Source organism: Castellaniella sp. S9, from assembly GCF_027257175.1.
GTDB lineage: Bacteria > Pseudomonadota > Gammaproteobacteria > Burkholderiales > Burkholderiaceae_B > Castellaniella.
This window is the reverse complement of the sequence record NZ_JAPFGD010000001.1, coordinates 179,812-204,650: the sequence shown is the minus strand read 5'-3', so window position 1 is coordinate 204,650 and position 24,839 is coordinate 179,812. Positions and strand designations below refer to the sequence as shown.

General features: G+C 66.9%; 23 protein-coding genes. 20 read left to right on the top strand and 3 right to left on the bottom strand.

The window, feature by feature from the left end:
* Positions 1-14: 14 nt before the first annotated feature.
* The 16 genes from OOZ48_RS01020 to flhF all read left to right on the top strand — a co-directional run bounded on the left by OOZ48_RS01020 (position 15) and on the right by flhF (position 19,772).
* Positions 15-1,634 (top strand): glycerol-3-phosphate dehydrogenase/oxidase, encoded by a 1,620-nt coding sequence (locus OOZ48_RS01020; RefSeq protein WP_269494465.1) that lies wholly within the window; start codon positions 15-17, stop codon positions 1,632-1,634.
* A gap of 316 nt (positions 1,635-1,950) precedes the next feature.
* Entirely contained in the window at positions 1,951-2,271 is a 321-nt protein-coding gene (gene flhD / locus OOZ48_RS01015) for a flagellar transcriptional regulator FlhD (RefSeq protein ID WP_269494464.1), read from the top strand.
* Between the two features lie 20 nt (positions 2,272-2,291).
* Positions 2,292-2,870 (top strand): flagellar transcriptional regulator FlhC, encoded by a 579-nt coding sequence (gene flhC / locus OOZ48_RS01010; RefSeq protein WP_269494461.1) that lies wholly within the window; start codon positions 2,292-2,294, stop codon positions 2,868-2,870.
* 152 nt (positions 2,871-3,022) lie between these two features.
* Positions 3,023-3,892 carry a flagellar motor stator protein MotA gene (gene motA / locus OOZ48_RS01005; RefSeq protein WP_269494459.1) on the top strand — a complete coding sequence of 290 codons (870 nt, stop codon included), beginning with the start codon at positions 3,023-3,025 and terminating at the stop codon, positions 3,890-3,892.
* Positions 3,893-3,903: 11 nt separating this feature from the next.
* Positions 3,904-4,995: a flagellar motor protein MotB gene (motB, locus tag OOZ48_RS01000; RefSeq protein WP_269494456.1), complete on the top strand. Its 1,092-nt coding sequence runs from the start codon at positions 3,904-3,906 to the stop codon at positions 4,993-4,995.
* Positions 4,996-5,003: 8 nt separating this feature from the next.
* Positions 5,004-7,067: a chemotaxis protein CheA gene (gene cheA, locus OOZ48_RS00995; RefSeq protein ID WP_269494453.1), complete on the top strand. Its 2,064-nt coding sequence runs from the start codon at positions 5,004-5,006 to the stop codon at positions 7,065-7,067.
* 26 nt (positions 7,068-7,093) lie between these two features.
* Entirely contained in the window at positions 7,094-7,588 is a 495-nt protein-coding gene (locus OOZ48_RS00990; protein ID WP_269494451.1) for a chemotaxis protein CheW, read from the top strand.
* Between the two features lie 66 nt (positions 7,589-7,654).
* Positions 7,655-9,379: a methyl-accepting chemotaxis protein gene (locus OOZ48_RS00985; protein WP_269494447.1), complete on the top strand. Its 1,725-nt coding sequence runs from the start codon at positions 7,655-7,657 to the stop codon at positions 9,377-9,379.
* A 25-nt stretch (positions 9,380-9,404) separates the two neighbouring features.
* The gene (locus OOZ48_RS00980) at positions 9,405-10,250 is read left to right on the top strand and encodes a CheR family methyltransferase (protein ID WP_269494444.1); all 846 of its coding nucleotides are present in this window, start codon (positions 9,405-9,407) and stop codon (positions 10,248-10,250) included.
* Between the two features lie 27 nt (positions 10,251-10,277).
* The gene (locus OOZ48_RS00975; RefSeq protein ID WP_269494441.1) at positions 10,278-11,330 is read left to right on the top strand and encodes a protein-glutamate methylesterase/protein-glutamine glutaminase; all 1,053 of its coding nucleotides are present in this window, start codon (positions 10,278-10,280) and stop codon (positions 11,328-11,330) included.
* A gap of 57 nt (positions 11,331-11,387) precedes the next feature.
* Complete coding sequence (gene cheY, locus OOZ48_RS00970) at positions 11,388-11,771, top strand: chemotaxis response regulator CheY (RefSeq protein WP_269494439.1); 384 nt, start codon at positions 11,388-11,390, stop codon at positions 11,769-11,771.
* Positions 11,772-11,783: 12 nt separating this feature from the next.
* The gene (gene cheZ / locus OOZ48_RS00965) at positions 11,784-12,428 is read left to right on the top strand and encodes a protein phosphatase CheZ (RefSeq protein ID WP_269494437.1); all 645 of its coding nucleotides are present in this window, start codon (positions 11,784-11,786) and stop codon (positions 12,426-12,428) included.
* Between the two features lie 120 nt (positions 12,429-12,548).
* Positions 12,549-14,090, top strand: a complete 1,542-nt coding sequence (locus tag OOZ48_RS00960) for a methyl-accepting chemotaxis protein (protein ID WP_269494434.1) — start codon at positions 12,549-12,551, stop codon at positions 14,088-14,090.
* A gap of 92 nt (positions 14,091-14,182) precedes the next feature.
* Positions 14,183-15,343: a flagellar biosynthesis protein FlhB gene (gene flhB / locus OOZ48_RS00955; protein WP_269494432.1), complete on the top strand. Its 1,161-nt coding sequence runs from the start codon at positions 14,183-14,185 to the stop codon at positions 15,341-15,343.
* Entirely contained in the window at positions 15,340-17,451 is a 2,112-nt protein-coding gene (flhA, locus tag OOZ48_RS00950) for a flagellar biosynthesis protein FlhA (RefSeq protein WP_269494430.1), read from the top strand. Before flhB ends, flhA begins: the two co-directional genes overlap by 4 nt.
* Positions 17,448-19,772 carry a flagellar biosynthesis protein FlhF gene (flhF, locus tag OOZ48_RS00945; protein ID WP_269494428.1) on the top strand — a complete coding sequence of 775 codons (2,325 nt, stop codon included), beginning with the start codon at positions 17,448-17,450 and terminating at the stop codon, positions 19,770-19,772. The genes flhA and flhF overlap by 4 nt, the downstream gene beginning before the upstream one ends.
* 43 nt (positions 19,773-19,815) lie before the next feature.
* Here flhF and OOZ48_RS00940 read toward each other — a convergent pair whose 3' ends face one another.
* From OOZ48_RS00940 to flgA, 3 genes are all read right to left on the bottom strand, one after another.
* Entirely contained in the window at positions 19,816-20,256 is a 441-nt protein-coding gene (locus tag OOZ48_RS00940) for a flagella synthesis protein FlgN (protein ID WP_269494425.1), read from the bottom strand.
* Complete coding sequence (gene flgM, locus OOZ48_RS00935; RefSeq protein ID WP_269494422.1) at positions 20,253-20,546, bottom strand: flagellar biosynthesis anti-sigma factor FlgM; 294 nt, start codon at positions 20,544-20,546, stop codon at positions 20,253-20,255. The genes OOZ48_RS00940 and flgM overlap by 4 nt, the downstream gene beginning before the upstream one ends.
* 92 nt (positions 20,547-20,638) lie before the next feature.
* A complete protein-coding gene (gene flgA / locus OOZ48_RS00930) occupies positions 20,639-21,331 on the bottom strand; it encodes a flagellar basal body P-ring formation chaperone FlgA (RefSeq protein WP_269494419.1) in 693 nt (230 codons plus the stop codon).
* A 180-nt stretch (positions 21,332-21,511) separates the two neighbouring features.
* Between flgA and flgB the strand changes: the two genes are divergently transcribed.
* The 4 genes from flgB to OOZ48_RS00910 all read left to right on the top strand — a co-directional run bounded on the left by flgB (position 21,512) and on the right by OOZ48_RS00910 (position 24,828).
* On the top strand, positions 21,512-21,919 hold the full coding sequence (gene flgB, locus OOZ48_RS00925) for a flagellar basal body rod protein FlgB (protein ID WP_269495381.1): 408 nt from the start codon (positions 21,512-21,514) through the stop codon (positions 21,917-21,919).
* 20 nt (positions 21,920-21,939) lie between these two features.
* Positions 21,940-22,347, top strand: a complete 408-nt coding sequence (flgC, locus tag OOZ48_RS00920) for a flagellar basal body rod protein FlgC (RefSeq protein WP_269494418.1) — start codon at positions 21,940-21,942, stop codon at positions 22,345-22,347.
* Between the two features lie 8 nt (positions 22,348-22,355).
* Entirely contained in the window at positions 22,356-23,042 is a 687-nt protein-coding gene (locus OOZ48_RS00915) for a flagellar hook capping FlgD N-terminal domain-containing protein (RefSeq protein ID WP_269494416.1), read from the top strand.
* A gap of 70 nt (positions 23,043-23,112) precedes the next feature.
* Positions 23,113-24,828 (top strand): flagellar hook-basal body complex protein, encoded by a 1,716-nt coding sequence (locus OOZ48_RS00910; RefSeq protein WP_269494413.1) that lies wholly within the window; start codon positions 23,113-23,115, stop codon positions 24,826-24,828.
* The last annotated feature ends 11 nt before the right edge of the window (positions 24,829-24,839 follow it).

The following is a 24,839-nucleotide window of genomic DNA, read 5'->3' as shown; positions in this document are numbered from 1 at the left end:
CGATAATGATAGGGATGGACAAGCCAGTGTATCCGATGGCGTCCGGGCCGGCCGTGCCCGCGCCGCTCGAAACTGATCGTGCGCGGCTGCTTGCCGCACTGCGCGCCACGCGCGAGGTGGACCTGCTGGTGATCGGCGGCGGCGCCACGGGCCTGGGCGTCGCGCTGGACGCCCGTTTGCGCGGCCTGTCCGTGGTCCTGCTGGAATCGCACGATTTCGCCGGCGGCACCTCGTCGCGAGCCACCAAGCTCGTGCATGGCGGGGTGCGCTATCTGGCGCAAGGCAATATCGCCCTGGTGCGCGAGGCGCTGCACGAGCGCCGCGCGCTGCTGCGCAACGCACCCCATCTGGCGCAGCCCCTGGCTTTCGTCGTGCCCGGCTATCGGGCCTGGGAGGTTCCCTTCTATGGGGCGGGGCTCAAGCTCTACGACTGCCTGGCCGGATCCGCCAGTCTCGGCCCCACGCAGTGGCTGGGCCGCGCCCGGGCGCTCGAGTGCCTGCCGGGCGCGCGCGCCGAGGGCCTGCGCGGCGGGGTGCGCTATTGGGATGGGCAGTTCGATGACGCGCGTCTGGCGCTGGCGCTGGCCCGCACCGCCGCCGCCCAGGGCGCGCTATTGGTGAACTATTGTGGTGTCGAGGGTCTGCTGCACGAGGGCGGACGGCTGTGTGGCGCGCGCTGGCGGGACACCTTGGGCCAGGGCGGGGCTGCAATCCGCGCCCGCTGCGTCATCAACGCCACCGGTGTCTGGGTGGATGGGGTCAGGCGCATGGACGGCTTGGGTCAGGGGCGCGAGGCCCAACCCATGGTCGTGCCCAGCCAGGGCGCGCACCTCGTCGTGGACCGTGCATTCATGCCCGGAGACCAGGCCCTGCTGGTGCCCCGGACGCGCGATGGGCGGGTGCTCTTCGCCGTGCCCTGGATGGGCCGTCTGATCCTGGGGACCACCGACACCCCGCGCAGCGACCTGGCGCGGGAACCGCTGCCTTTCGAGCAAGAGGTCGAGTTCATTTTGTCTGAGGCGGGCAAGGTGCTGGCGCGGCCGCCGCGGCGCGAGGACGTCCGCAGCCAGTGGGCCGGCCTGCGCCCGCTGGTGCGTCCCGCCTGGGACGAGCAGGGCGACACCCAGGCGATCAGCCGCGAGCACACGGTGCTGGTCAGCCCTGGCGGCCTGGTGACCGTCACCGGCGGCAAGTGGACCACGTATCGCGCCATGGCCGAAGACGTCCTGGACCGTTGCGTGCAGGCCACACTCTTTGATCGCCTGCCCGCCTGCCGGACGGCGGACTTCCCACTGATCGGCGCGCCCCCCCCCGCCGACGCGGCTGCGCCGCGGCTGGCCGCAGCGCCCGGACCGGCGCTGTATGGCACGGAGGCGCCGTTCCTGGCGGGCCTGCCGGGCGCCGACGCGATGCTGGGCCTGGGTCTGAGCGAGGCCATGGTGCGTTTTGCGGTCCGCTACGAATACGCGCGCACCATCGAGGACGTCCTGGCGCGACGCCACCGGATGCTGTTCCTGGACGCGGCCCTGGCCGCGCAAGCCGCGGGCCGGGTGGCCGACATTCTGGCCGAAGAGACCGGTGCCGCGCAGGATGCCCGCGCGTTCAGGACACTTGCGCGACGATACGGCGGCTGACGCCCTGCGGGATGCCGCCCGGCGGCCTCGAGGCCTGCTCCTCGAAAGAAAAAATAAGAAATGTTTTTTTCTTTCAAAAGAAAAGAAAAGACACACAAAGACCTCGTGGCAGGGAAAACTACTCGTGATTTTCTCCGGATTTCGAACTATACTGGCCCCGGTCATGTAAAAAATGCATGGAAATGTATTTTTAATGTCATTTTCTAATTTTAAAATTAGTTTAAATATGACATTTTGAATCGAGAGAGATCGGCGGGGCCTCGCTTTTCGGACGTGGCGGGACCCAAACCGAACCCTAGATCCTTCAAGGAAACCCATGTCAACTCTAGACTCCGCGCTTCTGAACGACATCCAGGAAGTCAATCTTTCGTACTTGATGCTGGCGCAACGCCTGCTGCGTGAGAACCTGGCCGCCGGCATGTTTCGCCTCGGTTTCGATGCCGACGTGGCGGACACCATCCTCAAGCTCTCTCCCGCCCAACTCGTCCGGCTTGCCGGGTCCAACTCCGTGATCTGCGGCTTCCGCCTGAATGACGGCCAACTGCTGTCGTCGCTCACGCACGAGGTGCTGGGCGGCGTGCTGCAGCAGGCGCATTCCACCATCCTGCTGGCGCAGCAGGATACCTCGCTCGCCTGATTCTTCCCTGACGGCTCCCCATGTCGACGAAAAGCGTGGCCCGCGAGGCCAGCGAAATCCGCCTGGCCACCGAGATGATCCATCTCGGGGCGCGCCTGCAAGTCCTGCAGGCGGAAACCTCGCTCAGCTACGACCGGCTGGCGCGCCTGTACCGCGAGGTCAAGGGGGCTTCGCCGCCCAAGGGCATGCTGCCGTTTTCCGTCGACTGGTTCATGACCTGGCTGCCGAACATCCATTCCAGCATGTTCTACGGCATCTACCAGTTCATGGACCGGTTTACGCCGGCCAAGAAAGCCCACGCCCTGGTCGAGGCCTACAAGCTCTACCTCGAACAGTCCCATGCGGGCACCTTGCCCGGCGACGCGGTCGGCGAACCCGTCCTCAGTTTCACCCGTGCCTGGATGCTGATCCGGTTCTTCGACAGCGGCCTGCTGCAGTTGTCCCACTGCGAGCAGTGTACCGGCGCGTACGTGGCGCACGCGCACGATCCACACAATGGCTTCATCTGTGCGATCTGCAAGCCGCCGCCCCGCGCGGGCAAGACCCGGGCGCGCCGCAAGGCTTCCGAGGCGGGGGATCGCCGATCCATGCAGGCCTGAAGGGGCGCCGCGGTTCCATGCCGCCGGGGTCGTCCGTCGGCCGGCAGTCCGCACGGTGCAGGGATTTGACGACAAAAGACCCTGTTGAATGACGTTTTTGGCTGGGGCGGGCCGGGCGATGATTGACGGTATTTAGATTTCAGGGCGGGCACGTGTTTATCATCTTTGGGTATGGGATCGTCCTGGGCGCGGTGCTCATCAGCTACATCGCCATGGGCGGGCATCTGGGCGCGCTGTACCAGCCGTTCGAATTCGTCCTGATCGGCGGCTCCGCCCTGGGGGCCTACATCGCCGCCAGCAACGGCGCCTCGGTCCGCCTGCTGCTGCAGGCCATCCCCAAGGCGGTGCGGCGCAATCCCTACGGGAAATCCCTGTACATGGAACTCATGGCGCTGCTGTACACCTTGCTGAACAAGGCGCGGCGCGACGGCCTCATGGCCATCGAGTCCGACATCGAGGATCCCGCCTCCAGCCCGATCTTCTCCCAGTACCCCCGCGTGCTGCGCGATGCCAAGCTCATGGAGTTCCTCACGGACTACCTGCGCATCATGATCAGCGGCAACATGAATTCCTTCGAAATCGAGACCCTGATGGACCAGGAGATCGAGGCCCTGCACAGCGAACACCACAATCCGGTGAATGCGGTGCGCGCCGTCGCCGATGCCTTGCCCGCCTTCGGCATCGTTGCGGCCGTGCTCGGGGTGGTCAAGGCCCTCGCCGCGGTCGACCAGCCGCCCGTCGTGCTGGCCGATCTGATTTCCAAGGCCATGGTGGGTACCTTCCTGGGCATCCTGCTGTCCTATGGGTTCGTCGCGCCGTTCGCCTCGGCCGTCGAGCGCCAGTCTGTGGCGTCGATCAAGGTGCTGGAGTGCATCAAGGTCACGCTGCTCGCCAGCATGAACGGATATCCGCCGCCCCTGGCCATCGAATTCGGGCGCAAGGTCCTGTTCTCGTCGGTGCGGCCCTCGTTCACCGAACTCGAGTCGCACGTGCGCCAGGCCAAGAGCCAGGCGGCCCGCTAGGACGCCGGGGCATGGCCAAGCTCGATGCAGGCCGGGTCGTCGTCAGGCGCAAGCGCGTCTACGGCGAATCCAGCCACGGCGGCAGCTGGAAGATCGCCTACGCGGACTTCATGACGGCGATGATGGCCTTTTTCCTGGTCATGTGGCTGCTGATGCTGGTGCCGACCCGCGACCTCAAGATCATCGCCGAGTATTTCCGGATGCCGCTCATGACGGCGATCTCGGGCGGCGCCAACATCGATACCAGCGAATCGGTGATCCCAGGCGGGCAACCCAGCATCGTTCCCAATACTTTTCCGCTGCCCGCGCCCCACCAGAGCGACGGCGCCGAGGATCGGGAGGACGCCGCCCGCCTCGAAAACCTGCAGCGCGAGCTCGAGAACCTGATCGAGCACAACCCCATCCTGCAGCAGTTCCGGCCGCAGCTGCTGTTGGACATGACGCCCGACGGCCTGCGCATCCAGATCCTGGACCAGCAGGCGCGGCCCATGTTCGCCACCGGCAGCGCCATCGTGCAATCGTACATGCGCGACATCCTGCGCGAACTGGCGCCGGTGCTCAGCCGCCTGCCCAACTCGATCACGGTGTCGGGCCATACCGACGCCATGCGCTATGCCGCCGGCGACCGGCAATACAGCAATTGGGAGCTGTCGGCCGACCGCGCCAACGCGGCGCGGCGCGAGCTCGTGGCCGGCGGCCTGGTCGAAAACAAGATCAAGCGCATCCTCGGCCTGGCCGACACGGTCAACCTCATTAAAGAAGATCCGCTCGCGGCCGTTAACCGCCGTATCAGTATATTGGTGCTGAATCGCCGGGCCGAGCGCCAGATCGACCAGCAGAATGCCGCCGGGCAGGACGCCCTGCGTTTGCGCGAGCTCACGGGCGGGACGGTGTCGGTGCCCGAGGCTGCGTCCGCGGGGTCCTCCGAAACCGGTCCGGCGCCGGCATCGGTCGAGGCGGCGCCCCAGGGTCCGGCGGCGGACGGCGAGGCGTCGCCGGCGGTCGCCGCGCCCGCCTCGCCGGCGGGGACCGGTGCCGGGGATGCCGCGGACGAGGCCCAAGGGGCGGTGTCCGCGCATGGCGAACACACCCATGATGGTTGAGGACGACAATGAGCGCTGGTGTGGATCTGAGCGAATTCTTTGACACATTCTTCGACGAGGCCGACGAGCTGCTCGCCGAAATGGAGCAGCTCCTGCTCGGCATCGACCCCAGCGCGCCGGATGCGGACGACCTCAACGCCATTTTCCGGGCGGCGCACTCGATCAAGGGCGGCGCGGCGACCTTCGGCTGCTTCGACGAGCTGGCCAAGACCACGCACCTGCTCGAGAATCAGCTGGACCTCATCCGCCATGGCGAAATGCCCTTGCGCCAGGACATGATCGACCTCTTTCTGGAAACCAAAGACGTGCTGACCGAGCAAGTTGCCGCTTACCGCGGATCCGGGAAACCCGACCAAGACGCCTACGAGCGCATTTGCGCGCAGTTGCGCCAGCTGGCGCTCGAGCAGCAGGGCGAGGCGGCGCTTGCCGAGATCGTCCCGGCGGCGGCCGTCGAGGCTGAGGCGGCCGACGCGCCTGCCGTTGACGCGCCCCCCTGCGCCGGCCTGCCGCTGCTGGTGCGCATCGACCGGATCAAGGACAAGGACGTCGAGCCCCTGTCGGCCGAGATGGCGCTGATGGGCGAGGTGTTGCACAAGGAACACCGCGACGGCAGGCTTTCGCTCTGGCTCGAGACCACCGCCACGGCCGGCGATATCGAGGCGGTGTGCTGCTTCGTGGTCAACGCCGACCAGGTCACCGTGCGGGCCGAGGCGCTGCCTGGCGCCGCGGCGGACCAGGGTGCTGCTGCGGGCGCGCAGCCCGAGGCGGTCCAGTCTGCGACCCCGCCCGCGGTGGCCGCCGAGCCCTCCGGAAAACCATCGCCCGCACAGCCCCAGTCCGTCGTCGATGGCACCGCCGCAACGGCCGGCCCCGGCACCAGGGCCGGCAAGCCCAAGGAAAACGGCACCATCCGCGTCGGGGTGGAAAAGGTGGATCAGATCATCAATCTGGTCGGCGAGCTGGTCATCACGCAGGCCATGCTGCTGCAGACGTCGCAGTCCCTGGACCCGGTCCTCCATGATCGGCTGCTGAACGGCATCGAGCAGCTCGAGCGCAATGCCCGCGACCTCCAGGAGGCCGTCATGTCGATCCGCATGATGCCCATGGACTACGTCTTCAGCCGCTTTCCGCGCGTGGTGCGCGAGAGCGCCACCCGGATCGGCAAGCGCATCCGTCTGGTCACCAAGGGTCAGGCGACCGAACTCGACAAGAGCCTGATCGAGCGCATCATCGATCCGCTGACCCATCTGGTGCGCAACAGCCTGGACCATGGCATCGAGATGCCCGAGGCGCGGCAGGCGCAGGGCAAGGATCCCGAGGGCACCCTGACCCTGTCGGCCCAGCACAGCGGCGGCCAGATCATCATCGACGTCATCGACGACGGGGCGGGCCTCAACCGCGAGCGCATCCTGAAAAAGGCGATCGCGCAAGGCTTTCCGGTGTCCGACGCCACCCCCGACGAGGAACTCTGGCAATTGATCTTCGCGCCGGGCTTCTCGACGGCGGAAAAGGTCACCGACATCTCGGGGCGCGGCGTCGGCATGGATGTGGTGCGGCGCAATATCCAAAGCATGGGCGGGCACGTGCAGCTCTCGTCCCGGGCGGGCGAGGGCACGACCACGCGGATCGTGCTGCCCCTCACGCTGGCGATCCTGGACGGCATGTCGGTGCGGGTCGGCCCCGAAACCTTCATCTTGCCGCTGTCCCACGTCACCGAATCGATGCAAGCCACCGCCGATCAGATCCACCACATCTCGGACACCGAGCGCATGTTGCACGTGCGCGGCGAATACCTGCCGATCGTCGCCCTGCACGAGGTCTTCGACGTCGAGGGCGCAGAGACCGACCTGACGCGCGCGATCGCCGTCGTCTTGCAGGCCGAGGACGTGCGCTTCGCCTTGATGGTCGACCACTTGATCGGCCAGCACCAGGTGGTGGTCAAGAACCTCGAAGCCAATTACCGCAAGGTGCCGGGCATATCCGCGGCCACCATTCTGGGCGACGGCAGTGTCGCGCTGATCGTGGACGTCTTTGCGCTGCGGCGCGCGTCCGCCCTGCGCGCCGCAGCCTGAGTCCTTCAAGTCTCCGGGAGGCAATCATGAATCTCAACCAAAAGCAGGATCAGGCCGAGGGGCAGGGCAGGGAATTCCTGGTCTTCACGCTGGCCGAGCAGGAATACGGCATCGACATCCTCAAGGTGCAGGAAATCCGCGGCTACGACAACCAGTCGGTCACGCGGATCGCCAATGTGCCGTCCTTCATCAAGGGGGTGACCAATCTGCGCGGGGTCATCGTGCCCATCGTCGACCTGCGCATGAAGTTCAACCTCGACAAGGTCGAATACAACCACCAGACCGTGGTGGTGATCCTCAACGTCCATTCACGCGTGGTGGGGGTCGTCGTCGATGGCGTGTCCGACGTCCTGATGCTGCAGTCCTCGCAGATCAGCCCGGCGCCGCAATTCGGATCCGCGTTCTCGACCGAGCACCTGATGGGCATCGGCACGCTGGGCGAGCGCATGCTGATTCTGGTGGACATCGAGAAACTCATGACCAGCGATGAAATGGCGCTGGTCGAAAGCGCGTCGGCTTGATGCGAGGGCTCTTTTGCCGTCGTTCTCCAGTCATCCCATCGTAGGCATCCAGAGGCGAGACTCTTCATGCAAGCACGCAAAAAAAAGGCCCTGTTCGGCGCCCTCAAGGTTCGCACCAGTCTCATCCTGGTGCTGGTTTTCTTCTTTTTCATGCTGATTGCGGGGGCGGCGCTGGGCGTGTACTCGCTCAAGATCAACAATGACGCCCTGCAGAGGATCGTTCGCGATCAGGAGACCGCCTCCAGCATGGACGAGGCCATCAATCAATACCAGGACGTCCAGGTGATGATGGGGCGCGCGATGGCAAGCTTCACCGTCAACAGCGACCTGCTGAACAACAGTATCGCCGCCACCTGGGGCGGCGGGGACGACCAGGCCAGCGGCCTGAGCGATGCCAGCCAGGCCCTGCTGCAGCAGGCCGAAACCCAGATCGCCCGCTCGCGCGAGGCCTTCGCCGCATTCGAGAAGCGCGCCGATGCCACCATGGCACCGGAGAGCGGCTACCAGCGCGTCATCTTCGCCTATGACGAGCTCACCTCCAGCGGCGTCACCAAGCTCCTCGATGCGCTCAAACGCGGCGAGATGGAGGCCTACAACGACGTCCTCGTCAATCTGGTCGTGCCCATGGAGACCAACCTGCAGCAGGCCTACGAGAGCCTCAAGCAATACCAGCGGCTGCACATCAACGACGCCGTTGCCCGCGAGCAAGTCCATTTCCAGCGCGTGGTGCTGATCGTCGCCGTCTCGATGCTGGTCGCCCTGCTGTTTGCGATTTCGGCCTATGTGTTTTTGCAGCGGGTCGTGCTGCGGCCGCTGGTCAACGCCGGCTCGCATTTCGACGGGATCGCGGCGGGCGACCTGACCCGGCCGATCGCGGTCACCTCGCGCAATGAAATCGGCGTGCTGTACGAGGCCATGCGCCGCATGCAGGACGGGCTGTCCCGGACGGTGGCCTCGGTGCGCAGCGGTGTGGGCGAGATCCGCAGCGGTTCGCAGGAAATCTTTGCCGGCAACACCGATCTCAGCAGCCGGACCGAGCAGCAGGCCGCCTCCCTGCAACAGACCGCCGCCAGCATGGAGGAACTCGCCAGCACCGTGCGCCAGAATTCGGACAATGCCGAGCAGGCCGACCGCCTGGCCAAGAGCGCCGCCGAGGTGGCACACCGCGGCGGCGCGGCAGTGGCGGTGGTGGCCGAAACCATGACCGGGATCACCGCCAGCTCGGGCAAGATGTCCGAGATCGTCAGCGTCATCGACGGCATCGCCTTCCAGACCAACATCCTGGCGCTGAACGCCGCGGTCGAGGCCGCGCGCGCCGGCGAGCAGGGCAAGGGCTTTGCCGTGGTCGCCGGCGAGGTGCGTTCGCTGGCACAGCGCAGCGCGCAGGCCGCCAAGGAAATCAAGGGCCTGATCGACGAGTCCATCGGACGGGTGAATGAAGGCTCCGAGCGCGTCGGCGACGCGGCCCGCATCATGGAGGACATCGTCAAGTCCGTCCAGGGCGTGACCGCGATCATGCACGAAATCTCCTCGGCCTCGCGCGAACAATCCGAGGGCATCGGACAGATCAACCAGGCGGTGACCGAGATGGACGGGGTCGTGCAGCAGAACGCGGCGCTCGTCCAGCAGGCCGCCGCCGCGGCGGGATCCCTGCAGGAACAGGCCGAACGCCTCGCCGAGGCCGTCGCGGTCTTCAAGATCCGCGAGGGCGGCGAGGTGATCGATGTGCCGGGCGGCACGCTGGACTACCAGCCTTCGCCCTCCAGACCGGTCCTGGCATTGAATACATGAGGCCCGCGATGCCCGGGCGCGTGACATGAGCGGCGAGGCGCTGGCGACCTCGTTCTTTTCCCAGCCGGTTCTGCCCAAGGCGGAACCGGCCGAGCTTTTGCGCGCCGTCCAGATCCTGCGCCGGCGCACCGGCATCATCCTTGGCGAACACAAGATGGACATGGCCGCGCGCACCCTGGGCCTGCGTACGCGCCAGGTGGGCCTGGAATCGGTGCGCGACTACGTGTCCATGCTGGAGCTCGATCCGAACGCCCCTGAATGGGAACGATTCATCAGTGCGTTCACGATCAACCATACGGCCTTCTTTCGCGAGCGGCACCATTTCGCGATCCTGGGCGACCTGGTCAGGGCGCGCCGGCGGCCCGTCAACGTCTGGTGCTGCGCCGCCTCCACCGGCGAGGAGCCCTACACCATCGCCATGACGCTGCATGATGCTTGCGGGCAGCCCGAGGCCGGGTTGTCGGTGACCGCCACGGACATCGACGTCCAGGCGATCGAGCAGGCGCGCAAAGGAATCTATACGCTGGACCGGGTCAAGCCCGTGCCGCCCGAATTCCTCAAGCGCTATTTCCTGCGCGGATCGGGCCGGCAGGCGGGCATGGCCATGGTCAAGCCCGTGCTGCGTGACATCGTGTCCTTCGACGTCCTGAACCTGGTGGCGCCGCAGTGGCCGTTCAGCCAGAAATTCGACGCCATCTTTTGCCGCAACACCATGATTTACTTCGACAAGCAAACCCAGACCCGGATCCTCGAGCGCTTCGCGCCGCTGCTCAAGCCCGGCGGCCTGCTGTTTGCCGGACATTCCGAGAACTTCACGTACCTGACCAAGGCCTGGCGCCTGAAGGGACAGACCGTTTATACCCTGGCTTGATCGCGGGGGCGCAACAGCATGGCATCCATGAAGAAAATTCGCGTTTTGTGTGTGGACGACTCGGCGCTGGTCCGCAGCCTCATGAGCGAGATCATCAATGGGCAGGCCGACATGGAGGTCGTCGCCACCGCGCCCGACCCGCTCGTCGCCCGCGAACTCATCAAGCAGCACAACCCGGACGTGCTGACCTTGGACGTCGAAATGCCGCGCATGGACGGATTGGACTTCCTCGAGCGCCTGATGCGCCTACGGCCGATGCCGGTGGTCATGGTGTCCTCGCTGACCGAGCGCAATTCCGAGGTCACCCTGCGCGCGCTGGAGCTCGGTGCGGTGGATTTCGTGACCAAGCCCAAGCTCGGCTTGCGCGATGGCCTGCTGGAATACAGCGACATGATCGCCGACAAGATCCGCGCCGCCGCGCTGGCCCGCCCGCGCCGGCGCCAGGCGGTGGACAGCGGCGTCCGGCAGCGCCTGGCGCAGGCCTTCTCGACGACCGAGAAACTCGTCCTGATCGGCTCCTCCACGGGCGGCACCGAGGCCATCCGGCACGTCCTCGAGCCGCTGCCGGCCAACAGCCCCGCCATCATGATCACCCAGCACATGCCCGCCGGCTTTACCAAATCCTTCGTCCAGCGCCTGGACGGCCTGTGCGCGGTCAGCGTGCACGAGGCCGAGGACGGCCAGCGGGTGCTGCCGGGCCACGTGTACCTGGCGCCCGGCGGCGTCGCCCACATGAAGCTTGCGCGCTCGGGCGCCAACTATGTCGTCAAGCTGGAATATTCCGAGCCCGTCAACCGCCACCGGCCCTCGGTGGACGTGCTGTTCCATTCGGCCGCGCAGGTGGCGGGCAAGAATGCCATCGGGGTCATCCTCACGGGCATGGGCAAGGACGGCGCCCAGGGCATGCTGGCCATGCGCGAGGCGGGGGCGCGCACGTTTGCGCAGGACGAGGCCAGCTGCGTCGTCTTCGGGATGCCGCGCGAGGCCTTGTTGATCGGCGCGGCCGAGGAGGCCGTGCCGCTGGCCGACATGAGCGAGCGGATACTCAAGAGCGCCGGTGCGTACGGGCACCGGGTCTGAGGCCGACCGCCCTGGATTCACATTGAATATGTACATACACCTTTAGGAGAGTGATCGGTGGTACAGAAAAACATGAAAATCCTGATCGTCGACGATTTTCCGACGATGCGCAGGATCATCAAGAACCTGCTCAAGGACCTCGGCTTCGAGAATGTCGACGAGGCCGAGGACGGCGTCATCGGCCTCGAGAAGCTGCGCAACGGCAGTTTCGACTTCGTGGTCTCGGACTGGAACATGCCCAACATGGACGGGCTGACGATGCTGCAGCAGGTCCGGGCCGACCCGAACCTGTCCTCGATCCCGGTCCTGATGGTGACGGCCGAGGCCAAAAAGGAAAACATCATCGCGGCGGCCCAGGCCGGGGCAAGCGGTTACGTGGTCAAGCCCTTCACCGCGGCGACCCTCGAGGAAAAACTCAACAAGATCTTCGAGAAACTCTGAACGGAGGCCCTCATGACAACGGATGACAACATCGGGATCGGGTCCTTGCCCGACGAATCGGTCGACCTGATTCACCGGATCGCGCAGTTGACGCGGATGCTGCGCGAAAGCATGCGCGAACTGGGCCTGGACCAGGCCATCAAGGACGCGGCGCACGCGATCCCCGATGCGCGCGACCGGCTGCACTACGTCGCCCAGATGACCGAGCAGGCCGCCAATCGCGTCCTCAACGCCGCCGAGCAGATCCAGCCCTGGCAGGACGCCCTGGACAGCCAGGCGCGTGACCTGGATGCCCGCTGGCAGGCATGGTTCGACCATCCGGTCGAACTGGACCAGGCGCGTGAACTGGTGGACGCCACGCGGACCCTGCTCAAGGATATTCCGCAGAAAACCCAGGCCACGCAGCAGAACGTGATGGAAATCATCATGGCCCAGGATTTCCAGGACTTGACCGGCCAGGTGATCATGAAAATGCTGGGCGTGGTCACCGCCATCGAGACCGAGCTGGTGCAGGTATTGATCGACAATGCGCCCCAGGAGCGGCGCGAGGAAACCCGCACCCTGTTGAACGGGCCGGCCGTCAAGCCCGAGGGCAAGGCCGACGTGGTGACCAACCAGGACCAGGTCGACGACCTGCTGGCGAGCCTGGGGTTCTGACCGGGACGCCGCGCGACGGGATAGTATGCCATTGCGGATGAAAACCAGCGATCGGGATGAATCATGAATTGAAGCGCTAATCCAGCCCATGACAGAATGGGCCGGTCGAAAGGAGGCAACATGAAAAAGAATCACGGGAGGACCTTCGGCCTTGGACGATTGCTCAATCGTCTCAGCCACGGACGTGCGACGCTCGCCGACCGCTCCTGGACACTCAGCCCCGTGGCCTGGTCGGTGGGCCGTTTCCTGGATTCCCTGAGGACGCGTTTTGTGGTGATGCGCCATTCCAGCATCCAGATCTCCATCAATGCCGCCCGCCTGCAGGCCTATACCGAGGAATGCGAGACCTTGGCCCAGGAACAGGCGCACGAGGCCGACGGCCTGTCGGCGCAGGGCAGCCAGATCGCCAGCCTGTCCGAACAGACCAACGAGACCGTCATCGAGATGGCCGAGTCCTTCCGCACGCAGCTGCAATCCCTGGTGGATACGCGCTCGCGCCTCGACGAGCTGCATGACCGGGTCGGCCGCGTGGCGGCGCAGATGGAAACCTTTTCCGGCGTGGTGGCGCAACTGAACGAGCGCGCCCGCTCGGTCGAGGACACCAGCCACCTGATCAAGGACATCGCCCTGCAGACGCACCTGCTGGCGCTGAACGCCGGGGTCGAGGCGGCGCGCGCGGGCGAGGCGGGCAAGGGATTCGCCGTGGTCGCCAGCGAGGTCGGCAAGCTCGCCGAACGCGTCAACGCCGCCACCGGCGACATCGTCCGGCACACGGGCGAGATCCTCGATCTGGTCACCAGCACCCGGCGACAGACCAGCCATATCCATTCCGACATGTCGGCCTCCAACACCATGGTGGGGGATTTCTCCCAGCAGTTCGCAGCGCTGGTGGGTGAACTCGAGGACATGGGGCGGCAGATGGACCTGGTCGCCGACAATGTGTCGCAGGTCAACCAGACCAATCACGACATGAGCGACGCCATTGCGCGCATCGCCTCGCACAGCGTCCAGGTGCTGGACCGGATGGGCACCATGCGCGGCCAGGTGCGCGGCGTGCGCCTGCAAACCGAGAGCCTGCAGGAAATGCTGGCGGCCCTGCGCACCGGACGCACGCCCTTCGATGCCGTGGTCAATATCCTGGAGTCCATGCGCGAGGCCTGCATCCGCCTGTTGCGGCAAGCGCAGCAGCAGGGGCTCGATGTCTTCGATCGGTCGTACCGCCAGATCCCGGGCAGCAATCCGCCGCGCTATCACGTCGGCTACGATGCCACCATCGACCAGCCCCTGCAGCGGATCCTGGATTTCGTCCTGGACCAGTTGCCGGCCGGCTATTATGCGATCCTGATCGATGCCAACGGCTATGCGCCCACCCACAATGCCCGCTATGCGCGCCAGCCGACCGGCGACGTCGTGCACGACACATTGAATGTGCGCGACAAACGCCTGTTCGACGACCAGATCAGCAAGAACGCCATCGCCAACAAGGGCAGCGTCATGTGCCAGACTTACATGCGCGACACGGGCGAGATCATCACCGACGTGTCGATCCCGGTCGATCTGGACGGCACCCGCTGGGGCGCGGTGCGCATGGGCCTGGATTATCTGCGCTACGAGGAACTGACCGGCCAGGCCACCGCCCAGCCCCGGCTGGCAAGCACATGAACTGCCTCGCTTAAGCGGCCTTGCTTGGCGGATCGCGGGGACGGCGCGGGGGCTAGAATCCAGGCTGTCTCAATTTCCCGACGCCCGCCCGCATGGCCGAGGATAGCGATCTCGAAAAAACCGAACCCGCCTCGCCCCGGCGCCTGGAAAAGGCGCGCGAGGAGGGGCAGGTTGCGCGTTCCCGCGAGCTGGGTACTTTCCTGGCGATCATGGTCGGGGCCGGCAGCCTGTGGTTTGGCGCCGAGCACATGTACCGCACCCTGAACGGCGTGCTGCGCGGCGGTCTGTGGTTCGATCCGCGCATCGCGCGCGACACGACGGTCATGATCGACCAGGCGGGCGATGCCGCCTGGCAGGCCCTGATCCTGGTGCTGCCGATCTTTGGCCTGCTCGCTTTGGTGGGCGTGTTCTCGTCGGTGGCGCTGGGCGGCTTCCTGCTCTCGCCCAAGGCGCTGGAGCCCAAGTTCGAGCGCATGAATCCCCTCAAGGGCTTCAAGCGCCTGTTCGCCATGCAGACCCTGATCGAGCTGATCAAGACCATTGCCAAGGCGCTGCTGATCGGCACGGTGGGCGTCATGGTGATCTGGCACTATCGGGGCGACATGCTGTCCTTGACCCACATGGCGCCCACCGAGGCGCTGGTGCGCGGCCTCGGCCTGGTGGCCTTGTGCTGCCTGCTGATCGCGGCCTCGCTGATCATCGTCGTGCTGATCGACGTGCCCTGGCAATTGTGGAACCACTACAAGCAGTTGCGCATGTCGCGCGAGGACGTCAAGCAGGAACACAAGGAAAGCGACGGCGACCCGCACGTCAAGGGCCGCATCCGCCAACAGCAGCGCGAGATGGCGCGCCGCCGGATGATGTCGGCGGTGCCCGGCGCCGACGTGGTCGTCACCAATCCCACGCACTATGCGGTGGCCCTGCGCTATCTCGAGGGGCAGGGCGGGGCGCCCACCGTCGTTGCCAAGGGGTCCGGCCTGATCGCCGCCCGCATCCGCGAACTGGCCGCCGAGCATCGCGTCGCCACGCTCGAGGCGCCGCCGCTGGCGCGCGCCCTCTACCACCACGTACCGCTCGACCACGAGATCCCGGCCGTCCTCTATTCGGCCGTGGCCGAGGTGCTGGCCTGGGTGTACCAATTGCGCCGCTGGCACGAGGGCGCGGGCGCGCCGCCCACGGCGCCGCGCGCACTGTCCGTGCCGTCCGAACTGGATACGCGCGCAGGCTCGTTTGCCGCATCGACCGCCCCATGAACGCATTTCTCGCTTTTCTCAAGTCGCAAGGCGCCGGCCAGGCCCGTCTGATGGCCGGCCCGGTGTTGATCCTCATGGTGCTCGCCATGATGATCCTGCCCCTGCCGCCCTTCATCCTCGACCTGCTGTTCACCTTCAATATCTCGCTGTCGGTGATGATCCTGCTGGTGGCCATGTTCACCCGCAAGCCGCTGGACTTTGCCGCCTTCCCGTCGGTGCTGCTGTTCGCCACGCTGCTGCGCCTGTCGCTGAACGTGGCCTCGACGCGCGTGGTGCTGCTGAACGGCCACAAGGGGCCGGCCGCCGCCGGCCAGGTCATCGAGGCCTTCGGCCATTTCCTGGTGGGGGGCAATTTTGCGGTCGGGATCGTGGTCTTCGTCATCCTGGTCATCATCAATTTCGTCGTCATCACCAAGGGCGCCGGCCGCATCGCCGAGGTGGGTGCGCGCTTTACGCTGGACGCCATGCCCGGCAAGCAGATGGCCATCGACGCCGACCTGAATGCGGGCCTGATCGGCGAGGACGATGCGCGCCGCCGCCGTGCCGAGGTCTCGCAGGAGGCCGAGTTCTACGGCGCCATGGACGGCGCCAGCAAGTTCGTGCGCGGCGATGCGGTGGCCGGCCTGCTGATCATGATCATCAATATCGTGGGCGGCCTGATCGTGGGGGTGGCCCAGCACGACATGCCGGTGGGCGAGGCCGGCCGGGTGTATACCCTGTTGACGATCGGCGACGGCCTGGTGGCCCAGATTCCCGCCCTCGTGATCTCGACGGCGGCGGGCGTGGTGGTCTCGCGCGTGGCGACCGACCAGGACATCGGCCAGCAGATGATGGGCCAGTTGTTCTCCAACCCCAACGTCATGTTCATCACCGCCGGCATCCTCACGCTGATGGGCCTGATCCCGAACATGCCGCACGTCGCCTTCCTGCTGCTGGCGGCGATCATCGGCGGCGTGGGCTGGGCGCTGTACCAGCGCCAGCAGCGCGACCAGGCCAGCGCCGCCGAGGAACCCGCCCGCGCGGAGGCGGCCGTGGCCGCCGCCGCGGCCGAGGCCAGCTGGGACGATGTCTCGGTGGTGGATCCACTGGGCCTGGAGGTCGGCTACCGCCTCATTTCCCTGGTCGATCACGAGCAAAACGGCGAACTCCTGCACCGCATCCGCAGCTTGCGCAAGAAATTCGCCCAGGAAATGGGCTTTCTGCCGCCGGTCGTGCACATCCGCGACAACCTCGAGATCAAGCCCACCGACTACCGCATCCTCTTGTTCGGTGTCGAGATCGGCCGCGGCGTGGCCCTGGTGGGCCAGTGGCTGGCGATCGATCCGGGTGGCGTGACGATGAAGCTGCAGGGCACCGAGACCACCGATCCCGCCTTCGGCCTGCCGGCGACCTGGATCGATGTGTCTTTGCGCGAGCAGGCCCAGATCGCCGGCTATACGGTGGTGGATGCCGCGACGGTGGTCGCCACCCACCTGAACCACCTGATGCACCGCCATGGCGCCCGGCTGCTGGGCCGCCAGGAGGTCCAGCAACTGCTGGATCACGTCGGGCGCGAGCTGCCCAAGCTGGTCGAGGACCTGGTGCCCAAGACCCTTTCCCTGTCGCAGCTGCAGAACCTGCTGCGCGGCCTCCTGGACGAGGAGGTGCCCATCCGCGACGTGCGCTCCATCCTTGAGACGGTCACCGAGCACGCCCCGCGCCTGGCTGCGCTCAATCCCTCGGGCGGGCCCGACCAGGGCGAATTGCTGGCCCTGGTGCGCGTGGCCCTGGGCCGCGCCATCACCCAGCACTGGTTCCCGGGCGAGGGCGAGTTGCGGGCCATCGGCCTGGATGCCCGCCTCGAGCGCGTCCTCATGCAGGCCATGGGCGGCAACGGCGCACTCGAACCCGGCCTGGCCGAGAGTCTGCTGGCCGACACCCTGCGGGTCGTGCAGGAGCAGGAAGACAAGGCCGAGGCGCCGGTGCTCGTCGTTCCGCCGTCCCTGCGCGCCTCGCTGTCGCGCTTCCTGCGCCATCACATTCCGCAAATGGGGGTGCTGTCCAGCGCCGAGATCCCTGACGAGCGCATGATGCGCATCACCGCCGTCATCGGCGGGAGCACCGGATGAACATCAGCCGTTTCTTCGGCGCCACGAATCGCGAGGCCATGCGCCAGGTGCGCCTGGCGCTGGGCCCCGACGCCCTGATCATCTCGAACAAGCGCATCAACGGCGGGGTCGAGATCCTGGCGACCGACCAGACCCCCGAGTCCCCGCCGGTTGCCGGCGCGCCCGCGGCGCCGATACCTCCGGCCCCATCCGCGCGGCCGGCGGCGGCCGTCCGTCCCGCCGTGCCGCCGCAGGAGCAGGACGTCGTGGGCGCCATCGGCGAGCTGCGCGGTTCGCTCGAGAGCCGCATCGACGAGCTGTTGTGGGGCAACCAGTTGCGGCGTGCGCCGGCTGCGGTGATGCTGTTTCAGACGCTGCTGCGCTTTGGTTTCAGCACGGCCCTGCTGCGGGCCATGCTCAAGCGCCTGCCCGAACACCTGGGCGAGCGAGCCGCATTCCAGTGGGCGCGCGGCGAGCTCGTCAAGCACCTGCCGGTCCTGGCCACCGAGGAGGCGTTGTGGCGGCCGGGGCTCGTCCTGGCACTGGTCGGCCCCACCGGGGTCGGCAAGACCACCACGATCGCCAAGCTCGCGGCGCGCTGCGTGCGGCGGGCCGGTCCCGGAAGCCTCGTCCTGGTCACCACCGACACCTACCGGATCGGGGCGCACGAGCAACTGAAGATCTACGGCCAGATGCTGCACGTGCCCGTACACGTGGTGCAGGACATCCACGAGATGCGGTGCGTCGTCCAGGGCGTGCGGGACGACCAGACGGTCCTGATCGACAATGTCGGCATCAGCCAGCGCGACCAGGCCCTGCCCGAGCAGGCGGCCCTGCTGGCGGGCGCGGGGCGCGACGTCTCGCGGTTGTTGGTGCTCAATGCCTCCAGCCATGGCGATACCCTCGACGAGGTGGCGCGCTCGTACGCCGGAGACGGCGGCACGCCGCTGCGCGGCTGCATCATCACCAAGCTGGACGAAGCCAGCCGCCTGGGTGCCGCGCTGGACACCGCGATCCGCTATCAATTGCCCATCCATTACGTCTCCAACGGGCAGAAGGTGCCCGAACACTTGCTGTTCCTGTCGGCGGCCGCGCTGGTCGACCATGCCCTGGCGCCGGCACAGGGCGGGCGCACGCTGTACGCCCCTACCGAGGCCGACCTGGCGGCCCTGCTGTCCATGACGCGACCGGTCGAGGATCCGGAAGAGGCGGCCGCCGCCCAACGCCGCAAGGCGCTGCTGCCTCGTCTGCTGACCCTGTCGGCCCACGGCGGCGAAACGCTCGCCGACGAAGACCTGCGGGCGGCGGTCGCCGCCCTGGACGAGGATCCGGTCCTGTCCGAGGGCTACACGCTGTGGCGCATCCGGGGCACGGCCGGGGCGCCGCGCGCGGCCGAAGGTGTCGGCCGCCTTCGGGGCGCCGCCCGGCGCGAACTGGCCGAGCCCGACGCCTCGGCGCTGGCGGTGCACGGCCGTATTCCCGTGCGCCCGGGGGCGCGGCGCGGCACCTGGGTCACCAGCGCCTGCTGCGGCCTCGACGGCCGCATACTGGCGGCGACATCCCAGCAGTGGCTGCTGGCCGAGGGCTGGTATTCCTCGACCGGCTCGCATCGACCGTCCGTGCCTTCGCAGACCGACGCCTTGCTGGCGCAGATCGATGCCGAATCCGGTGCGGCCGCCGGCCCCGTACTGCATGTCTTCGAAGGGGGAACGCCCGCATTATGGCGGACACTGGAATCGCGAGGGCTGGCCTGGCTCGCGCAGTGCGGCGCCCGCACCCGGGTCTACGAGGACGGCGAGCCGGCCACGCTGTCGGCCGCCTGCCGCCGCCTGGACGTCCAGCCCGTGGCCGCCGAGACGTTCGCCCACCGGCCGCCCCTCGCCGGCCTGGACGACGCTCACGTCGCCCTATGGGCGGGCGTGGGTCCGGTCAGCTTGCATTCACGCGGTGGCGCGCCTCTTGCCGTGCGTGCGGTCTGTCTGCGGGCCGTCGATCGCCGCGACGGCCGCGAGTTGCGCCGCTGGCATGCCATGGCCTCGCTACGCGGGCCCGAGGATCCCGCCATCCTGGCGCGCGCCCTGGCCGCGCGCATCGATTGCCAGGCGGCATGGCGCCTGGCCGCGGCGACGCTCGAGGACGCCGATGGCGGGGCCGACGCCTTGCTGGACGACAGTCTCGCAGCGGCCCAACTGGGCTTGGCGGCGTGGCGCCTGTGGCGCGACCCGCGCCTGGCGCGCAGCGCCTCGGTGTGCGCCCGCCTGCTCGGCCAGAACGCATTGCGGCCTGCGCAGGCCTCTGCGGCGCTGGTCAAGCTCTATGCCCTGAAGGAAATGCTGGGCTGAAATTCGGCGCCTGGACTCGCCATGCACCGAAGTCGAGGCGCGGTTACGGCCGTGAGAGGCGGCCCTTGGCGTCGTAGAGGTCCTCGCCCATCAGCGCGCGCAGGGTATCCAGCGCGCGGCGGTTGCTGGCAATGAACATGTCGAGGATCTGGCCGTTGCGCCCGTTCAGTTCGCTGGCCTGTGCGGCGAGTTCGAACAGCGCATCAAAGGGTTCGCGCAGGACGGGATGCGCAAAGACCGCCGCCTCGACCCCATCGCGGTCGGATCCGAAGCCCAGGCGCGCCAGGCGTTCGGCGCGTTCGCGGTCGAGTTCGCCCAGGCGCTGGGCGTAGTCGTTCTTGCGGGCCGTCAGGGCCTCCAGGGTTTCGTTGGGCGTTGAATCCAGCAGCAGGGCGGATTCGTCTTCGAGGGTCTGGATGAATTCGCGGACCAGCGCCGATTGCCGGTCGATGCAGTGCAGCAGGGCCTCGGCCTCGGTGCTCATTTCAGCAGGTCGCGGACACTGGCCAGCAGGCCGTCGGCGATGCGGCCCGGATCGATCTGCAGTTCGCCCGAGGCCAGGGCGTCGCGGATTTGCTGGACGCGTTGCGCCTGGATGTCGGCGCTGCCGTCCTGCAGGGCCGACAGGTTGCGCGCCGCGGGGCTGAGGTCCACCGACGAGGACCGGCCGGCGCCGGTTTTCTGGGACGAGGCATTGCCGTGGCCCGGCTCGGTGCGTGATCCTCCGGCGACCCCGGTCAGCGGGGAATTGGACGAAGTGGAACTGATTTTCAAGGTCGTCTCCGGGGAGTCAGGTCTGGGGCGTTGCCGCTGCTATTGATGTAACGGCGCCGGGACCGTGAAATTTAGAGCAAATCCCCATGCCCCTACATCATAACCTGAACAGTATGCGCGTCGATCACGGTGCCGGTAATGATCTGCCCGGAACCCGTGCGCACCTGGATCTGGCTGCCCGGCGCCCCCGATTCCAGGGCCTGGCCCTCGCCGGTGATGACGAAGCCCACGCCGCGCGCCACCGTGCGGATCATATTGCCGCGTTCGATCGATTGGGGATCGCGCAGGGCATTGCCCTGGATGGGTGAACCCTTGGCGATGCGGCGTGTCGCCACCCAGCCGACGATGTGCGAGGGATCGCCGATCAGGCGCTTGTTGCGCAGCAGGTCGCCCTCGCGCGTGTCCAATTCGTCCAGCGACAGGGTCTCGCCCCGGTTGATCGTGCGGTTGGCGACGAAATAGTGCCCCATGATGCGCACGCTGGCCTGCACGTACAGGGTCCAGGGGTGGGGGGCCAGGCAGCGGACGCCCACCGAGGTGCGCGAACGCAAGGCGCCGCCGGGCAGGAAGGCCTCGAGTTCGGCGCAGGCGGGCTGCTGGGTGATGCGTGGTTCGTCCACCGAGACGACCGGCGTGCCCGGGTGGCTGGCGGCCATGTCGCGCAGCAGGGCCTCGGCCTGGGCGGCCACCGCGGCGGGATCCTGGAGACCCGTCGGGGCGCCCTGGGCCGCCGCGGCCCACGCCGCGCCCGCAAGCAGCAGAGAAAATAAGCGGCGTCCTGGCATGGGAGGATTGTAGTGCCCCGGCGCGGCGCGGGCATCAGGTGAATTGGCCGACAAACAGCGCTTTGTTTTGATGTTTGTGGCGCGCGGCCCCGACTTACTATGGTGCCGTGCGATAGGGCCCCAAGGGCGCGAGAGCGTCCCGGCCGGATCGCGCGCATGAATACTTACACACGGACAGCCATGATCGATCGCATCGGCAAGGAATTCGAGTTCCAGCAAACGGCCCTGTCGCTGCGCCAGCATCGCCAGGAAATCCTGGCGACGAACATCGCCAACGCCGATACCCCCAACTACAAGGCGCGCGACATCGATTTCGCGGCCTCGCTGCGCGGGGCGCTGGACGAGCGCATGCGGTTGCCCGATACGGCGCTGACCTTGACCTCGGCACGCCACATCCCGGCCCAGGCACATTCCGCGGGGCCGGCCGAGGAACTGTATCGCGTGCCCTCCCAGCCCAGCATCGACGGCAATACCGTCGACATGGACGTCGAGCGCGTGCAATTCGCCGACAACACCGCGCGCTACCAGGCCGACCTGACGCTGATCGACCGGCGCATCAAGTCCCTGCAGGCGGCCATGCAGCAATAAACGGATTCCAGGTAACCCCCATGTCATCGACCAGCATTTTCCAGATCGCGGGATCGGCCCTCACGGCCCAATCCCAGCGCATGAACGTGTCGGCCAGCAACATCGCCAACGCCAACAGCGCGGTGGGCCCGGACGGCCAGCCCTACAAGGCCCGGCAGGTGGTCTTTCAGATGACGCCGCAGGGCCCGTCCGAGGCCGTCGGCGGGGTCAAGGTCACCGGGGTCGTCGAAAGCGCTGCGCCCCCGCGCCTGCAATACGACCCGGGCAATCCGCTGGCCAATGCCGATGGCTACGTCACGCTGCCCAACGTCGACGTGGTGGCCGAAACGGTGAACATGATCTCCGCCTCGCGCTCGTACCAGGCCAACGTCGAGGTCATCAACACCGCCAAGGCCCTGATGGCCAAGACCCTGACCCTGGGTCAATGAGGAACGCCATGACGACCGTCTCCGACACCACCGCCACGAACGCCGCCGCCCTGGCCAATGCCCAGACCAAGAGCCTCATGGGCGACACCCAGGACCGCTTCCTGACTCTGCTGGTGACGCAACTGCAGAACCAGGATCCCCTGAATCCCATGGACAACGCCCAGGTCACCTCGCAGATCGCGCAGTTGTCCACGGTCAACGGCATCCAGCAGCTGAACAACACCCTGCTGGCGCTGTCCGGCCAGATGGACATGTCCCAGTCCCTGCAGGCCGCCTCGCTGATCGGCAAGCAGGTGCTGATCCCGGGCGAAAAGGTATCCCTGGGCAGCGACGCCGCCGACCCGACGATCAAGTCCGCCACGCCCTTTGGCATCGACCTGATCTCGGGTTCGTCCAAGACCATCGTGTCGATCGTGGACGCCAGCGGCGCCCTGGTGCGCAAGCTCGACCTCGGCGCCATGGACGCGGGCGTCTATGCCTTGAGTTGGAACGGCAAGGACGACAACGGTGCCTTGGTGGCCGATGGCGCCTACAGCGTCCAGGTGTCGGCCGTGGATGCCGACGGCAATCCGGTGTCCGCGCAGGCGCTGACCTCGGGTACGGTCGGCAGCGTCGCCTATACCTCCGAGGGCTTGAAGCTCGACCTCGGCCTGGCGGGCAAGATTTCCCTGCTGGACATCCGGCAGATCATGTAATCCGCGGCGGCGCGGCCATCCGGCGCGCCGCTTTCATCGAACGACGAATCACGCACTGACGAGGTAGAACATGGGTTTCGGACAAGGTCTCAGCGGATTGAACGCCGCAGCGCAGAATCTGGACGTCATCGGCAACAATATTGCGAACTCGGCCACTGTGGGCTTCAAGGCCGGCAGCGCGTCGTTCGCCGACGTGTTCGCCAACTCGCGCGTCGGCCTGGGGGTGCAGCTGGCCTCGGTCAACCAGCGCTTCACCACCGGCACGGTGACCGCCACCGGCAACCAGTTCGACATGGCCATCGACGGGGCGCGGGGCTTCTTTGTCGTACAGACGCCCAATGGCGAGCAGTTCTACACGCGCAACGGCGAATTTTTTGCCGACAAGGAAAACCGGATCGTCAACGTCCAGGGCCAGCAGCTCATGGGCTATGCGGCGGGCACGTCCAACCTGATCGGCATGACCGTGCCGGTGGGCAACCTCCCGCCCGTGGCCACCGGCAACATCGCCAACAAGGTCAACCTGGACGCCAACGATGCCGTGGTGCCCAATACGTCCAATCCCGAGACCGTCGGCCGGGTCGACCTGACCCGCGACGGCATGACCACGACCTATCACTACCGCATCACGGGTGGCGTCTACTCGTGGGTCGACAGCACGGGCGCGGCGGCGGGTCCGATCCCGCCCGCGGGGACGTACATGACCGGCACCAGCACGCCGGCCACTTCCGTCACGTTCGCGGGCGGCGTGCCGGCCGGGGCCCTGCCGGGGTCGGGCGGCAACGTGGCGGGCGGCACGATCACACCGGCCGGCCCTGTAGGTACGGTTTACCTGGATGGCGTGCCCCATTACTACCGGACCGACGGCGCGGGCACCTATGAGTGGTACCAGGACGCAGGCGGCACGACGGTCGCCAATGTGGGGGATATCGGATACCCGGTGGACGGCACGTACCAGTCGGGTGCCGAGGCCGATGCAACCGTGTCGTTCTCGTCGCCGGGCACGCCCGCCAGCGCACTGCCCGCGGGCACCGACAACGTGGCGTACATCGCCCCGGTGACGGCGATTCCCTTCGATCCCAACAATCCCGATTCGTTCTCGAACTCCACGCCGATCACGGTGTACGACTCGCTGGGCAACGAGCATCGGCTGACCCAGTACTACACCAAGCGTCCCGCCGCCGGCGGCAACAGCACCTGGGAAGTCAATTTTCTCATCGACGGCCAGACGCCCACCAGCGGCGGCTCGACGACCCTGACCTTCGATTCGGCCGGCCGCCTGATCAGCGTGCCGTCCAGCAGCACCGTGGCGCTCGCCGCGCCCGGCGGTACCGCGTCGCCGGCGGCGCCGATGAGCATCCGCGTCGACTTCAGCGGCTCGACGCAATTCGGAGGCGGCCATACCCATAACTTCATCGCCGATGGCTCTTTCACCGGTGAATACGCCAGCACCTCGGTCAGCGAGACCGGCGAGGTCGTGGCCAATTACACCAATGGCGAAAAACTGGTCGTCGGCACACTGGCGCTGGCCGATTTCTACAACCTGCAGGGCCTGCGCTCGGTGGGCGGGGTCGCCTGGGCCGAAACCGCCACGTCCGGGCAAGCCATCATGGGCCGCCCGGGCAGCAACGGCCTGGCGACCATCAAGGGGCAGGCCATCGAGGAATCCAATGTGGACCTCAGCCAGGAACTGGTCAACATGATCATCGCCCAGCGCACCTACCAGGCCAACGCCCAGACGATCAAGACGCAGGACCAGATCCAGCAAACGCTGATCACCATGCGCTAAACGGATCAGCC

What these genes read in the sequence shown, in the direction of transcription:
- OOZ48_RS00915 (WP_269494416.1), top strand. Translation starts at nt 22,356, where the DNA reads ATGACGACCGTCTCCGACACCACCGCCACGAACGCCGCCGCCCTGGCC.
- cheA (WP_269494453.1), top strand. Translation starts at nt 5,004, where the DNA reads ATGAGCGCTGGTGTGGATCTGAGCGAATTCTTTGACACATTCTTCGAC.
- OOZ48_RS00975 (WP_269494441.1), top strand. Translation starts at nt 10,278, where the DNA reads ATGAAGAAAATTCGCGTTTTGTGTGTGGACGACTCGGCGCTGGTCCGC.
- OOZ48_RS00960 (WP_269494434.1), top strand. Translation starts at nt 12,549, where the DNA reads ATGAAAAAGAATCACGGGAGGACCTTCGGCCTTGGACGATTGCTCAAT.
- motB (WP_269494456.1), top strand. Translation starts at nt 3,904, where the DNA reads ATGGCCAAGCTCGATGCAGGCCGGGTCGTCGTCAGGCGCAAGCGCGTC.
- cheZ (WP_269494437.1), top strand. Translation starts at nt 11,784, where the DNA reads ATGACAACGGATGACAACATCGGGATCGGGTCCTTGCCCGACGAATCG.
- flgB (WP_269495381.1), top strand. Translation starts at nt 21,512, where the DNA reads ATGATCGATCGCATCGGCAAGGAATTCGAGTTCCAGCAAACGGCCCTG.
- OOZ48_RS01020 (WP_269494465.1), top strand. Translation starts at nt 15, where the DNA reads ATGGACAAGCCAGTGTATCCGATGGCGTCCGGGCCGGCCGTGCCCGCG.
- flhD (WP_269494464.1), top strand. Translation starts at nt 1,951, where the DNA reads ATGTCAACTCTAGACTCCGCGCTTCTGAACGACATCCAGGAAGTCAAT.
- OOZ48_RS00980 (WP_269494444.1), top strand. Translation starts at nt 9,405, where the DNA reads ATGAGCGGCGAGGCGCTGGCGACCTCGTTCTTTTCCCAGCCGGTTCTG.
- flhF (WP_269494428.1), top strand. Translation starts at nt 17,448, where the DNA reads ATGAACATCAGCCGTTTCTTCGGCGCCACGAATCGCGAGGCCATGCGC.
- flgC (WP_269494418.1), top strand. Translation starts at nt 21,940, where the DNA reads ATGTCATCGACCAGCATTTTCCAGATCGCGGGATCGGCCCTCACGGCC.
- OOZ48_RS00990 (WP_269494451.1), top strand. Translation starts at nt 7,094, where the DNA reads ATGAATCTCAACCAAAAGCAGGATCAGGCCGAGGGGCAGGGCAGGGAA.
- OOZ48_RS00940 (WP_269494425.1), bottom strand. Translation starts at nt 20,256, where the DNA reads ATGAGCACCGAGGCCGAGGCCCTGCTGCACTGCATCGACCGGCAATCG.
- flhA (WP_269494430.1), top strand. Translation starts at nt 15,340, where the DNA reads ATGAACGCATTTCTCGCTTTTCTCAAGTCGCAAGGCGCCGGCCAGGCC.
- flhC (WP_269494461.1), top strand. Translation starts at nt 2,292, where the DNA reads ATGTCGACGAAAAGCGTGGCCCGCGAGGCCAGCGAAATCCGCCTGGCC.
- flgA (WP_269494419.1), bottom strand. Translation starts at nt 21,331, where the DNA reads ATGCCAGGACGCCGCTTATTTTCTCTGCTGCTTGCGGGCGCGGCGTGG.
- flhB (WP_269494432.1), top strand. Translation starts at nt 14,183, where the DNA reads ATGGCCGAGGATAGCGATCTCGAAAAAACCGAACCCGCCTCGCCCCGG.
- OOZ48_RS00910 (WP_269494413.1), top strand. Translation starts at nt 23,113, where the DNA reads ATGGGTTTCGGACAAGGTCTCAGCGGATTGAACGCCGCAGCGCAGAAT.
- OOZ48_RS00985 (WP_269494447.1), top strand. Translation starts at nt 7,655, where the DNA reads ATGCAAGCACGCAAAAAAAAGGCCCTGTTCGGCGCCCTCAAGGTTCGC.